The sequence below is a fragment of the Klebsiella sp. EMBS2024 genome (assembly GCF_036233805.1).
Classification (GTDB): domain Bacteria; phylum Pseudomonadota; class Gammaproteobacteria; order Enterobacterales; family Enterobacteriaceae; genus Klebsiella; species Klebsiella pneumoniae.
The window spans coordinates 356,887-368,885 of record NZ_JAZARW010000001.1 but is presented as its reverse complement, the minus strand read 5'-3'; the positions used below and the strand labels follow the sequence as shown (position 1 = coordinate 368,885).

General features: G+C 57.7%; 12 protein-coding genes and 1 pseudogene. 4 read left to right on the top strand and 9 right to left on the bottom strand.

The annotated features are described in order from the left end of the window. Positions 1–2: 2 nt before the first annotated feature. The 5 genes and pseudogenes from VZP09_RS01645 to VZP09_RS01625 form a co-directional block, all read right to left on the bottom strand. A pseudogene (locus tag VZP09_RS01645) lies at positions 3–317 on the bottom strand (PsiF family protein); the annotation flags it as partial. A 91-nt stretch (positions 318–408) separates the two neighbouring features. Continuing rightward, positions 409–1,839 (bottom strand): alkaline phosphatase, encoded by a 1,431-nt coding sequence (gene phoA / locus VZP09_RS01640; RefSeq protein ID WP_004232385.1) that lies wholly within the window; start codon positions 1,837–1,839, stop codon positions 409–411. An 89-nt stretch (positions 1,840–1,928) separates the two neighbouring features. Beyond that, positions 1,929–2,189 carry an anti-adapter protein IraP gene (gene iraP / locus VZP09_RS01635; protein ID WP_002890221.1) on the bottom strand — a complete coding sequence of 87 codons (261 nt, stop codon included), beginning with the start codon at positions 2,187–2,189 and terminating at the stop codon, positions 1,929–1,931. A 299-nt stretch (positions 2,190–2,488) separates the two neighbouring features. Then, on the bottom strand, positions 2,489–3,688 hold the full coding sequence (locus tag VZP09_RS01630; protein WP_002890219.1) for a multidrug efflux MFS transporter: 1,200 nt from the start codon (positions 3,686–3,688) through the stop codon (positions 2,489–2,491). 169 nt (positions 3,689–3,857) lie between these two features. Further along, entirely contained in the window at positions 3,858–4,541 is a 684-nt protein-coding gene (locus VZP09_RS01625; protein ID WP_004151347.1) for an extensin-like domain-containing protein, read from the bottom strand. A 99-nt stretch (positions 4,542–4,640) separates the two neighbouring features. On the opposite strand from VZP09_RS01625, the gene ddlA reads away from it, so the two are divergent. Beyond that, on the top strand, positions 4,641–5,738 hold the full coding sequence (gene ddlA, locus VZP09_RS01620) for a D-alanine--D-alanine ligase (RefSeq protein WP_004151348.1): 1,098 nt from the start codon (positions 4,641–4,643) through the stop codon (positions 5,736–5,738). Between the two features lie 32 nt (positions 5,739–5,770). Here the strand turns inward: ddlA and VZP09_RS01615 are convergent, their stop codons facing one another. Then, a complete protein-coding gene (locus VZP09_RS01615) occupies positions 5,771–5,974 on the bottom strand; it encodes a DUF2754 family protein (RefSeq protein ID WP_002890215.1) in 204 nt (67 codons plus the stop codon). 252 nt (positions 5,975–6,226) lie between these two features. Between VZP09_RS01615 and VZP09_RS01610 the strand changes: the two genes are divergently transcribed. Next, entirely contained in the window at positions 6,227–6,529 is a 303-nt protein-coding gene (locus tag VZP09_RS01610) for a YaiY family protein (RefSeq protein WP_020802572.1), read from the top strand. On the opposite strand, the gene VZP09_RS01605 is transcribed toward VZP09_RS01610, so the two are convergent. The 3 genes from VZP09_RS01605 to VZP09_RS01595 form a co-directional block, all read right to left on the bottom strand. Then, on the bottom strand, positions 6,526–7,632 hold the full coding sequence (locus VZP09_RS01605) for a DUF1615 domain-containing protein (RefSeq protein WP_002890207.1): 1,107 nt from the start codon (positions 7,630–7,632) through the stop codon (positions 6,526–6,528). The genes VZP09_RS01610 and VZP09_RS01605 overlap by 4 nt on opposite strands. Before the next feature lie 18 nt (positions 7,633–7,650). After that, complete coding sequence (gene sbmA, locus VZP09_RS01600; RefSeq protein ID WP_328794855.1) at positions 7,651–8,871, bottom strand: peptide antibiotic transporter SbmA; 1,221 nt, start codon at positions 8,869–8,871, stop codon at positions 7,651–7,653. 117 nt (positions 8,872–8,988) lie between these two features. Beyond that, positions 8,989–9,501, bottom strand: a complete 513-nt coding sequence (locus VZP09_RS01595; RefSeq protein ID WP_072143249.1) for an isochorismatase family protein — start codon at positions 9,499–9,501, stop codon at positions 8,989–8,991. Between the two features lie 219 nt (positions 9,502–9,720). Between VZP09_RS01595 and ampH the strand changes: the two genes are divergently transcribed. Together ampH and hemB are read left to right on the top strand one after the other, a co-directional pair. After that, positions 9,721–10,881 carry a D-alanyl-D-alanine-carboxypeptidase/endopeptidase AmpH gene (gene ampH / locus VZP09_RS01590; RefSeq protein WP_328794854.1) on the top strand — a complete coding sequence of 387 codons (1,161 nt, stop codon included), beginning with the start codon at positions 9,721–9,723 and terminating at the stop codon, positions 10,879–10,881. A 106-nt stretch (positions 10,882–10,987) separates the two neighbouring features. After that, positions 10,988–11,962 (top strand): porphobilinogen synthase, encoded by a 975-nt coding sequence (hemB, locus tag VZP09_RS01585; RefSeq protein WP_002890201.1) that lies wholly within the window; start codon positions 10,988–10,990, stop codon positions 11,960–11,962. Positions 11,963–11,999: the final 37 nt, after the last annotated feature.

Sequence of the window (11,999 nt, the reverse complement as noted above, 5' to 3'; positions counted from 1 at the left end):
CAGGCTTTCTTCAGGCAGCTACTCATGAAGGTACTGCGTTCATCACCCTTCAGTGATTTCGCCGTGGCCGCTTTGCTGCAGTCGCTCATTTTCTGCTGCTGAGGAGTGAGCGCCTTTCCCTGCGAGGTCGTGGTCTCTTTTTTCAGACACTGGCTCATAAAGGTTTTGCGCTCCTCACCTTTCAGCATTTTGGCTGACGCTTGCTGATTGCAGTCCGTCATCCTTTGCTGCTGAGGAGTGGGCGTTTTTTCTGCCGCGCCAACCGCGCTGATAAAGATCAAGCCAAACAGTAGGGTCATCAATAAAGTTATTTTCATCGCACCATCCTTCTGTGAGTGGAACGTTGTAAGTCTGGACGCAGATAGAAAAAAAACCAGCCGGTGACGCAATTTCGCCACCGGCAGCGACTTATTTGAGACTCAGGGCAGCTTTCATGGTCGTGAACAGGTCGGTCTGATCGGTCAGGCCGACGACGTTAGCCGCATGCGGACCGTAGGCCGCAATGCGCAGTTGGGTGCCGGTGTGCTCCATCGACTCTTCCTCAGAGTTGCCGTAGCTCATCACCATCACCGCGCCATCGTGCGTGTTCAGAGCCTGGGTCAGCCCCGGGGCTTTGCTATCCGCCGGGATGATCTGGCTGGCATGCGCATGGTCGGCGGTGACGATCACCAGGGTATTACCGTCTTTTCGCGCGAATTCCAGCGCCTTCTGCACCGCTTCGTCAAGATCAACCGTTTCGCCGATCTGGCCGCACGGATTGGCCGCATGGTCCTGCTTATCGATGGAAGCGCCTTCGACTTGCAGGAAGAAACCTTTCTCGTTGCGACTCAGCAGGTCAATCGCTTTCTCCGTCATTTGCGCCAGCGTCGGCACCGAGGCGTCACGCTTCGGGTTTGGCGTACAGGTCACCGGCGGCTTATCGATATTACCGTGATAAGACGCCTTCGGCCCTTCCCAGCGTACCGGCATATTGCCATCGGCAAAGAGTCCCAGCAGCGGTTTATCCTGACTGGCTTCCGTCGCGGCGGCAAGAGAAGCCGCGTCGGTCACAATCTGGTAGCCGCGCGCTTGCGCTTGCTCGCGCAGGGTTTTGCCCTGCCACTCGCCCGCCGTCGCCGTTTCGGCAAAGGTCTTCGCGCCGCCGCCCAGGGTGACATCCGGTCGGGCGTTCAGCAGCTGTTCGGTAATGGAGCCTTTGCCCCCTTTTTCCAGCGCATTGCTGGGGCATTTTTCGCTGGTGACCGTCGGGCCGTAGCATTTACGCGATGTCACATGCGCTACCAACGCCGCGGGGGTGGCGTCCTGCAGCTCGGCGGTGGAAACGTTGCCGGTGGCCAGCCCCGCCGCTTTCGCCAGCTCGAGGATGGTCTGATGCGCATTCTCATGAATATCGACGCCCAGCGCGCCGTTATAAGTCTTCACGCCGGTGGTCCAGGCGGTTGCGGAGGCCGCCGAGTCGGTCACGTAGTCCGGTTTCCCGGTTTTTTTATCCAGCGAATAGTGCGTGTACTGCCCGGTTAACGGCAGAGCATCAATTCCTTTAAAGAAACCGCCCGCCCCCTCGGCATAGTTTCGCGCAGCGGTAATTTCCGAATCACCCATGCCATCGCCAATCAGCAAAATAACGTTTTTAGCTGGCTTATTGATTAACGAGGCGCGCAGCGCTTCGGTTTGATCGCCTGTTAAACGACGCGCGCCGCCAGGAGTGGTGATATCTCCCTGCGCAGCGCGATTTTCCAGAACCGGCGCAGCAGTAGTTTCTGCATGAATAACCGGCGAGCCCAGTAGAGGAATCAGGGCAATAAACAGGGCGCTTAATTTCACTTTTGTCATCTCCATGTAAAAAATACTTAAAAAAACAAAACGAGGGAGACTTTATAAAAGGGAGATGACAGAAAAATGACGGCATCCTTGTCGTGTCACAAAGACTAGCTACGAGGATGCCGCAACAGCTTCTTTAGATATTGCTGCAACAGCATCGCATCATGGTCGTTGACCGGTGGACAGGGGGTCACCTGGTCAATCGCCTGTTCAATATCCTGAATCAATGCCTGCTGGGCATCATGCTCCATATGGCGCAATAATGCGGTGACCACGATCTCCAGCGCTTCAACCTGCACCGTCAGTTCCTTTGCTTCTTCTTCCTTTTGCGCCAGTTTAACCAGTAACTCAGCAATGAGATTCTTCATAGCACCAGTTCCTTATGCGAGGCCTGTTTTGATTGGGATGTCATACGCGATGACGGACCTCAGAATTACTTAAATTAAGAATCATCGCAACACCCAATATACAGCGAAACGTTTTACCACAATAAAATACCACTATAAATAGTATTGTTTAATCATGACCGGGGTTGCTTATAACCAGATTGCCTGGAAAATAATAAAATGGAATAGCGTTCACGCCATGACGATAACAAAAAGTAATAGTAAATCCGCTGANGGCGAATAATGCTGACGGTATCGCAATAAATACCGTCAGCAGAGGTTCAGGCGTTAGCCCGGCGGGTTTGGCGCAGCATCCACGCCAGCTGCCAGAGGTTAATGAAAACGATAATGGCGGTGGCAATAAACACCCAGCGGAAGCCGGCCATGGCTGACACAGAGGCGCCAATTAGCGGCCCGGCGACGTTGCCCAGATACATAAACGACTGGTTATAGCCAAAGATACGCCCGGTGACGCTGTCGCTGCTGTACTTCAGCAATAAGGTCTGCACCGCCGGGAGCATCGCGCCATCGGCAAAGCCGAGCAGAAAACGCAGCGTACCCAATTGCAGCGGGGTGGTGACAAAGGACATGGCGAAGAACATCACCACCGCGCAGCAGAGCGTCGCCAGCAGGATCCGCGAGGTGCCGATGCGGTCGCCAAGCTTACCCAACCGTGGCGCAGAAATCAGTGCCGACACGCCGGGCACCGCGGCGATCATCCCGGCCAGAAAAGCGATATTGTTGCTGTCCGGCGCCATCGACTTAATAAACAGCGCCAGAATCGGGCCGATTGAGCCGTTGCACAATTGGATCACCAGGGTGGTGAAGAACAGGCTGATCACCAGCCCCGGATAGGGCAAAGAGGCAAAGACTTGTTTCCCGGTGAGACGCTCGCTTTTGCTGACCTGCGGGCGAACGCCCTCTTTAATCAGAAACAGGGTCACCAGAAAACTGATGGTCAGCAGGATCGCCGTAATAAAAAAGACCATCCGCAGCCCGACGTGGTCCGCCAGGAAACCGCCCAGCAGCGGACCGCCGATCACCCCGCTAATTTGCGCCGTCGACAGCGTGCTTAGCGCCCAGCCGCTGCGCTCGCGCGGCACCTGGGAGGCCACCAGCGCCATGGCGTTGGGAATATAACCGGAGGTTAAGCCCATGATCGCCCGCAGGATAAACAGCTGCCAGACGTTGGTGGCGAAAGCCTGCAGTAAAATGGCAATCGCCATCCCCAACGAGGCGCGCAGCAGCATGAGCTTGCGGCCTTTACGGTCCGCCAGGCTTCCCCACATTGGCGAGACGATCGCCGAGACAAGAAAAGTGACGCTGAAGGTCAGCCCCGACCACATCGATAGCGCTTCATGCGAGGTGACGCCGAGCTGGGAGACGTAGAGGGGTAAAAAGGGGAGAATTTGACTAATCGCCAGGCCGGTAAAAAAGCAACCAAACCAGACGGAGATGAGATTAACCTTCCAGGATTCCATAACTACGCGTATTCATTAATGATTTGCCAATTATTATCTAGCTTAGCAATTTCATCCCACTGGTGTACTACCATAGATGCGCTGGCGGTGAGTTTGGTGTTTTATGGCTGCGGATGAGAGCCTGACGAAGCATTTTCTGGTCATTTAGGCTGCTCATAGCGCTTTATGCTCAAAAGCAGAAGCCCTGCCCGCGCATGCCGAAATGAAAATGGTTGGCGTGAGCCGCGTTGTACTCTGGCCCCAGCGCGTTACCGAAGTAATGGCAACTGCTGCTCAACAGCGCCGCCAGCCAGGGGCGCGAAGTCTCGCTCCGCCAGCCCTGCAGGACGCTAACGCGTCTACCGTCCGCCAGACGGAAACCGCTGACGTCCAGCGCGTCCGCCGTGGCGTGTTCACTGCGCCGCGCCTGTTGACGATGGTAAATATTGCGGCAGGCAAAGCTGCCGAGATGATCGATCTGACGCAGATCGCTCGCCATCAGCTGCCGGGTCAGCGGCTTCGCCTGCTGCTCGATGTACAGCGCACTGCTCAGCGCCAGCGGGCAGCTGGCGAGAAAACTACTGCTCAGCTGCACCGAGCCAAAATTCGCCACCCGCACCACGTTACGCAGAGGGCAGCTTCCCTCGCTGTCGGCCACCGGCCGGCTGGCGATAAGCCGCCGGCGATTGGCTTCCGCCAACAGGGAGGCGCACTGGTCTGCCGTCAGCCTGCGCAGCTTAAACGACGTCAGCCAGCCCGGGGGATCGTCCAGCGCCAGCGGCGCCAGCGGATTCAGGTGCGGCGGCAGATTGCGGTATCCCAACAGGCCCGCGCCGAGCAGCCCGGCCAGCACCAGCAGCGTCTTTCCTCTCACGCCCACTCCCGTCAATTGATCAGGTAAATATTATGGCAGCCAGGCAGCGGTTTCACATGGTATGTTATGCCCTTTGATGTTATCTGGATGGAAGTTGAAATGGCAAAGATGAGGGTTGGGATCGTTTTTGGTGGCAAGTCGGCGGAGCATGAAGTGTCGCTGCAGTCAGCGAAGAATATCGTGGAAGCGATTGATAAATCGCGCTTCGATGTGGTTCTGTTGGGTATTGATAAACAGGGGCTGTGGCACATCAACGACGCCGGCAACTACCTGCTCAACGCACAGGATCCTGCCCGCATTGCCCTGCGCCCTTCCACGGTGACTCTGGCGCAGATCCCGGGCCGCGAAGCGCAGCAGCTGATTAACGCCGAAAGCGGCCAACCGCTGGCGGCCATCGATGTGATTTTCCCGATCGTCCACGGCACGCTGGGTGAAGATGGCTCCCTGCAGGGGATGCTGCGCATGGCGAATCTGCCGTTCGTCGGCTCCGATGTGCTGGGCTCTGCAGCCTGTATGGACAAAGACGTGACCAAACGTCTGCTGCGCGACGCCGGGCTCGCCGTCGCCCCGTTTATCACACTCACCCGCGCCAACCGCGCGCAGTTCAGCTTTGCCGATGTCGAAGCGAAGCTTGGCCTGCCGCTGTTCGTTAAGCCGGCTAATCAGGGCTCGTCGGTTGGCGTCAGCAAAGTTAAAAACGAAGAGCAGTACCATCAGGCGGTGGCCCTGGCCTTCGAATTTGACCATAAAGTGGTGGTGGAGCAAGGCATTAAAGGGCGGGAAATTGAGTGTGCGGTGCTGGGTAACGACCACCCGCAGGCCAGCACCTGCGGTGAAATCGTCCTCAACAGCGAGTTTTACGCCTACGACACCAAGTATATCGACGATCAGGGCGCGCAGGTGGTAGTCCCGGCCGCTATCGCCCCTGAGATCAACGACAAAATTCGCGCTATCGCGGTGCAGGCCTACCAGACCCTGGGCTGCAGCGGCATGGCTCGTGTCGACGTGTTCCTCACCGCCGACAACGAGGTGGTGATCAACGAGATCAACACCCTGCCGGGCTTTACCAACATCAGCATGTATCCGAAGCTGTGGCAGGCCAGCGGTCTCGACTACACCAGCCTGATCACCCGCCTGATTGAGCTGGCGTTGGAGCGCCATGCCGCGGACCGGGCGCTGAAAACCTCCATGAACTAAAACGCGTTTTACCCCGCCTGGCAGCGGCGGCCTCAGGCCTCTTCTGCCGGGCGGCGGCGGATCACAAAGCCCGCAATCCAGAAGCTAATGACCCAGGTGATCAGACCGACGGCGTAGGATTGCCACCCCTGAGTTTCAAACCCCAGCAGCCCCACCACGCCATTAAGAATAAAAATCAACCCCAGCGCCACGGCGTAGTAGTGCCAATCGCGGCGAATTTTATCAGTGAGCTTCATGCGGCCTCCAACAGCAAAAAACGCATCTTCGCATAGCCGCCCGCGGCGGTCTGTAGCGATATGGAGAATGTTGCTGGATTGCGACGCCGCTCTCCCTTTTGTGCTCCTGTGGCGCAGTTAACACAACGGCGAAAACAGGATTATTCCTGGACGGCAATTACCAGCAATCTGATACTGATGATGGCCCCTGACTGCCAGAATACCTGACATAGAGCTGGAGAAAAAACCAGCAGCGCAGATGTGGGAGGGCCTATGGCTGAATTCAGTTTTTCAAAATCGCTTTTGGGAAATAAAAAAAGGGGCGCGCTGACCGGCAGCCATGTCGCCTACGGGCTGTTCGTGTTGATCTGCTGCTGGGCCGGCGCGCAGATGCTCAGCATGCTGATCCACGCCCCCGGGGTATTTGAACGCCTGATGCAAGCCCAGGACGCCAGCCGTCCGCAAGTCGACATCAGCCTCGCCGTGGGTACCCTCTTTGGTCTGATCCCTTTCCTGATCGGCTGCATGTTCATCGGGGTACTGGCGCTTATCGTGCGCTGGCGTCAGCGCCGTTAACGCCGCGCCATACAGTTTGCCCGCCGCTCATCAACCCGTTTCGCAAACCACGCCGTCGTCAGATTTCGGGTGATTTTTGGACTCTCCAGCTGGATCCCTGGCAACATCTCCCGCGGCAGGGTTTTGCCCGTCTTTTTCTCGGCGAGACGGAAAACCTGCTGATAGAGATCGGTCTTCTCAAACGCCAGGCTGTCGCCCTTTTTCAACTGACGATGGATCTCGCTGTCGCTCATCCCCAGCTGGCTCGCCAGGCGACGCACCGCCAGCTCGGTGCTGCCCGGCTCCTCGCTGTCGTAGCGGATAAGGTCGCCGTCGAGCGCCAGTTTTACCCCGCTGGCTTTCACCACCGCGTTCTGGAAGGCGGCGTTACGGCTGGCGTACCAGCCGGCGTTGAAGTCGGCAAAGCGGTACAATGGCGCACTATAACTGGCCGGATAGTTCAGCAGATGATAGGTGCCAAACCACAGGCCACCGCGCAGACTGAAGACCTCCTGGCGCACCGTGCCGTTCATTTTCCACGGGTAGCCGGAGGTGTGCTGCTCGGCAAAAGCAATGCTGACCTGCATCGGCCCCCCGGTGTGCACCGGGTTAAGGGAACCGAACAGCTTCTGCCCCATCGGCACCATCCCGATAAAGTCATCAAAAATGGCGCTCAACTGCTTTTCCGTCTTCACATTGTCCAGACGGTCGCTATAGCTTTTACCGTTTGGCGAGGTGATCTTCAGCGCGGTATGGACCAGAAACGGCGGAATGTGCATTTTTTCCGCCCGGCGGTCAATTTCCTGCCAGGCGATTTTATTCAGCCCCGGCACCACCGGATCGGACTGATAGTTAGACTCTTGCTGCGCGACCGCCAGCACCGAGCAGACGTTTTCTTCCGTCGGCGCCAGCTTCTGGCTGTCAAACGCGGTGGCGATGGCTTGCGCCCAGGCCTCCCGATCCTTGACGCTAGCCGGCATTTTCTGCCGCACCACCGACGCCACGTCAACAGGCTTCTCGCCCTCTTTCAGCGCCGGAGCCTGCTGGCTGGTACAGGCGCTCAGCGCCATGGCCGCCAGCAGCGTCAATGAAACGGGAATAATGCGCGATAAACGTGCGGCCATTATGCTTCCTTGTCTTGATTAACGTAATGTCGGGATCGCTTCCTGCAGCGGTTTGCCGTCCAGCTCGCGTTCAAAACTGCGCAGACGTTTGTAGATGGACATCAGTTCCACCAGCGTTGTCCACGAGCTGATCAGGTACTGGAACGAGCCGCGCACCTGGCCGAAGACGTTAGTAATTTGCGTCATCAGCCCGAGGGTAATCGTACCGGCAACGATCGACGGAAACAGCAGGAAAAGGCCGAAAACGTTATCCACCTGCAGATAGAGGATGCGGGCGATATTGAAATACATATAGTGGAAATAGAGACGGAAATAGTTGCGACGCACCGCGCGGAATAGCTCGCGCACCGTCGGCGGCGTGGCGCGAGTTTCATCGTCCTCGCCATAAACCAGCTCTTTACGATAGGCCGCTTCCACACGCTGGTTTTTAAACTCCAGGCCCGGCAGCTTAATCCCCACCACCGCCAGCAGGCCGGTACCCATCAGCGACCAGACGATAGCGGCAATCACCAGGCCATACGGCAGATGGCCGACGATAGGCAGGTCGGGAACATGTTCGGAGAGCGTCACCAGCACCGGCAGGAAGGCGATCAGGGTCATCACCGCGTTGATAAAGCTCACGCCCATATCTTCGAGGGTGGAAGCAAAACGCATGGTATCTTCCTGCACACGCTGCGCGGCGCCTTCGATATGGCGCAGATGCTGCCAGTGGGCCATATAGTGCTCGTTCATCGCCGTGCGCCAGCGGAAGACGTAGTGGCTGACGAAGAAGTTGTTCATCACGCCAATAATCACCGCGATGATCGCGATGCCGAGAAAGACGCCGATTTCCTGATAAAACTGGTTGATGCTGACCTTATGCGGGGTGGCCAGCGCGCTCTGGATCAGGTCGTAGAACGGCGCATACCAAGCGTTGATCGCCACCCCGACTTCCACCAGAAACCAGGTGACGAAGATGATGAGCGAGGTGCCGAGAATCGACCAGTACTGCCAGCGGTGCGGGCAGTAGACAAACCAGAACAGCGCGAACACGCCGACGCAAAACAGATAGTAAGCGTAGAACACCAGATAGTTGAGCGACCAGAAGCGCGCCGCGCTGATCGCCACATTTTGCGATGCCCCGGTGACCCGCAGCAGCCAGTCGCCGCCGCCCGCCTGCCAAAAGATCACGGCCAGCAGCGACCAGATAAAGGCAGAAATAAAANACGGCCCCGGTTTGGGGAAAAAAGATTTAAACATCATTGTCTCCTGCTAACTTCTTATCGTTCTGCTATTGCTGTGTACGACGCATACGTCGGCCGCCGCGTGGATGAGCCCTCGCGGGANAGACGAATGATAAGACCGGATATCAACAGCTTAGTTCTGCTGCCATGCGTGCAGAATTGTTTCTGTGGGTTTCACCTGTAAAGGATTGCCAGGAATGGTCAGCGTACGCCACACCTCATTGTAGTGGGCGATAAGCGTCGCGGCCTGCGCGGCGGGGCGGTCGGCGGTGGTGTGGGCATCTTCCGCGATAACAATACCGTACCCGCGGCTGGCGCCATTTTTAATGGTGGTATCGAGGCAGTAGTCGGTGGCGCAGCCGCAGATGACGAACTGCTGAATGTCGTGTTCGTCCAGCACCTGCGCCAGCGAGGTGTGATAGAAGGCATCGCAGGCGGTTTTGGTGACATACAGCGCGCCAGCCGGCTGTTCCAGCTCAGGAAGCAGGGCGAAGCCTTCGCTGCCGGCTTCGAGGCCGCCGGCTTCATCATGCTGAATGAAAATAACCTTGTCCGCCGCGCGCACCAGACGATTAATTTGCGCGACGCAGCGCTCGCGCGCCAGACGCGGCGTGGCGAACACGCCGTTTTGCATATCCACGACCATCACTACCCGTTGAGCCGTCATTGTTCTCTCCCACGAACCTTCAGCCAAACGGTCATCATACGCGCCGGCGAAAAAAGCCGGTATCCGAAAGCGTAAAAAAGTCTTTTTTACGCACCGTTACCTTTTTCCTGCAGGAATGTCGTGAATCCCGCTTTGTTCTGCGCCACTTCGTAGTATAAATACCCTCTTCTTTTTTATTTATTTAATGGATGATCTCCGTTGAAACNTAGTTTGCTCATTTTTGCTGCGCTGTGCGCGGCGTCGTGGACCTCGGTGCAGGCCGCACAGCCTACCGTTGACCCGGTTTTCGCCTCGGATGTGGTCGATCGTTACGCCAATCATATCTACTACGGCAGCGGCGCCACCGGCATGGCGCTGGTGGTTATCGATGGCAATCAGCGTGTTTTTCGCAGTTTTGGCGAAACCCGCCCGGGGAATAATCAGCACCCGCAGCTCGACTCGGTGATCCGTATCGCCTCCCTCAGCAAACTGATGACCAGCGAGATGCTGGTGAAGCTGCTCGACCAGGGGGTGGTGAAACTCAACGATCCGCTGAGCAAATACGCCCCGCCGGGCGCCCGGGTGCCTGACTGGCAGGGAAAACCAATCACCCTGGTTAACCTCGCGACCCATACCAGCGCCCTGCCGCGCGAGCAGCCTGGCGGCGCCGCTCATCGTCCGGTGTTTGTCTGGCCGACCCGCCAGCAGCGCTGGAACTGGCTCTCTACCGCGACCCTGAAGACCGCGCCGGGCTCGCAGGCGGCCTACTCCAACCTGGCCTTCGATTTACTGGCGGACGCGCTCTCCACCGCCGCCGGCAAACCGTATCCGCAGCTGTTTGAAGAGCAGATCACCCGGCCGCTGGGGATGAAGGACACCACCTTTACCCCGTCACCGGATCAGTGCCAGCGGCTGATGATCCCGGAAAAAGGCGCCAGCCCATGCAACAACACCCTGGCGGCGATCGGCAGCGGCGGAGTCTACTCGACGCCGGGGGATATGATGCGCTGGATGCAGCAGTTCCTGTCATCCGATTTCTATACCCGCAGCCAGCAGGCCGACCGGATGCAGACGCTGATTTATCAGCGTAACCAGCTGACCCGGGTGATTGGTATGGACGTGCCGGGCCGCGCAGACGCGCTGGGCCTCGGCTGGGTGTATATGAAGCCGAAGAACGGCCATCCGGGGATTATTCAGAAAACCGGCGGCGGCGGCGGGTTTATCACCTATATGGCGATGAATCCGCAGGCTAACGTTGGCGCCTTTGTGGTGGTAACCCGCTCGCCGTTAACCCGCTTCAACAATATGAGCGATGGCATCAACGACCTGGTCAGCGAGCTGAGCGGCGCACAGCCCAACATGCAGACGGCCAGCCAGTAAGCCCGTGGAAGGTTTCGCCGATGCGCCATAACGATCGTTTTGGCGAAACATCCCGCTGCCATTTCAGTTACACTATCGTCTTTCATTTCACAAAATCAGGCAAACCATGACAGATTTAATCACTCGCCCCCGCCGCCTGCGTCAATCCGCTGCGCTGCGCGCCCTGTTTGAAGAGACAACACTGAGTTTGAACGACCTGGTGTTGCCGATCTTTGTTGAAGAAGAAATTGATGATTACAAAGCGATAGAGGCCATGCCCGGCGTGATGCGCATTCCGGAAAAATATCTGGCGCGCGAGATCGAACGCATCGCCAACGCCGGGATCCGCTCGGTGATGACCTTTGGTATTTCTCATCACACCGATGCCACCGGCAGCGATACCTGGAATGAAAATGGTCTGGTGGCGCGTATGTCGCGGATTTGTAAGTCCACGGTGCCGGAGATGATCGTCATGTCCGATACCTGCTTCTGCGAATATACCTCCCACGGCCACTGCGGCGTGCTGTGCGACCACGGGGTGGATAACGACGCGACCCTCGAAAACCTCGGCAAACAGGCCGTTGTCGCCGCCGCCGCGGGGGCGGATTTCATCGCTCCTTCCGCCGCGATGGACGGACAGGTGCAGGCGATTCGCCGCTCGCTGGACGCCGCCGGCTTCACCAATACGGCGATCATGTCCTACTCGACCAAGTTCGCTTCTTCCTTCTACGGTCCGTTCCGCGAAGCGGCCGGTACCGCGCTGAAGGGCGATCGGAAAACCTATCAGATGAGCCCGATGAACCGCCGGGAGGCCATTCGCGAGTCGCTGCTCGATGAAGCCCAGGGCGCCGACTGCCTGATGGTGAAACCGGCTGGCGCCTACCTGGATATTCTGCGCGATATCCGCGAACGCAGCGATCTGCCGCTCGGCGCCTATCAGGTCAGCGGGGAGTACGCGATGATCAAATTTGCTGCCCAGGCGGGCGCTATCGATGAAGAGAAAGTGGTTCTGGAAAGCCTCGGCGCTATCAAACGCGCAGGCGCCGACCTGATCTTCAGCTATTTCGCCCTCGATCTGGCCGAGAAAAAGATCCTCCGTTAAACCCGCCCCTCCCCGGTGGCGCTGCGCTTACCGGGGC

Coding starts and splice junctions, on each gene's coding strand:
- phoA (WP_004232385.1), bottom strand. CDS start 1,839: ATGGAGATGACAAAAGTGAAATTAAGCGCCCTGTTTATTGCCCTGATT.
- hemB (WP_002890201.1), top strand. CDS start 10,988: ATGACAGATTTAATCACTCGCCCCCGCCGCCTGCGTCAATCCGCTGCG.
- VZP09_RS01630 (WP_002890219.1), bottom strand. CDS start 3,688: ATGGAATCCTGGAAGGTTAATCTCATCTCCGTCTGGTTTGGTTGCTTT.
- VZP09_RS01605 (WP_002890207.1), bottom strand. CDS start 7,632: ATGGCCGCACGTTTATCGCGCATTATTCCCGTTTCATTGACGCTGCTG.
- VZP09_RS01615 (WP_002890215.1), bottom strand. CDS start 5,974: ATGAAGCTCACTGATAAAATTCGCCGCGATTGGCACTACTACGCCGTG.
- ddlA (WP_004151348.1), top strand. CDS start 4,641: ATGGCAAAGATGAGGGTTGGGATCGTTTTTGGTGGCAAGTCGGCGGAG.
- VZP09_RS01595 (WP_072143249.1), bottom strand. CDS start 9,501: ATGGTCGTGGATATGCAAAACGGCGTGTTCGCCACGCCGCGTCTGGCG.
- VZP09_RS01610 (WP_020802572.1), top strand. CDS start 6,227: ATGGCTGAATTCAGTTTTTCAAAATCGCTTTTGGGAAATAAAAAAAGG.
- iraP (WP_002890221.1), bottom strand. CDS start 2,189: ATGAAGAATCTCATTGCTGAGTTACTGGTTAAACTGGCGCAAAAGGAA.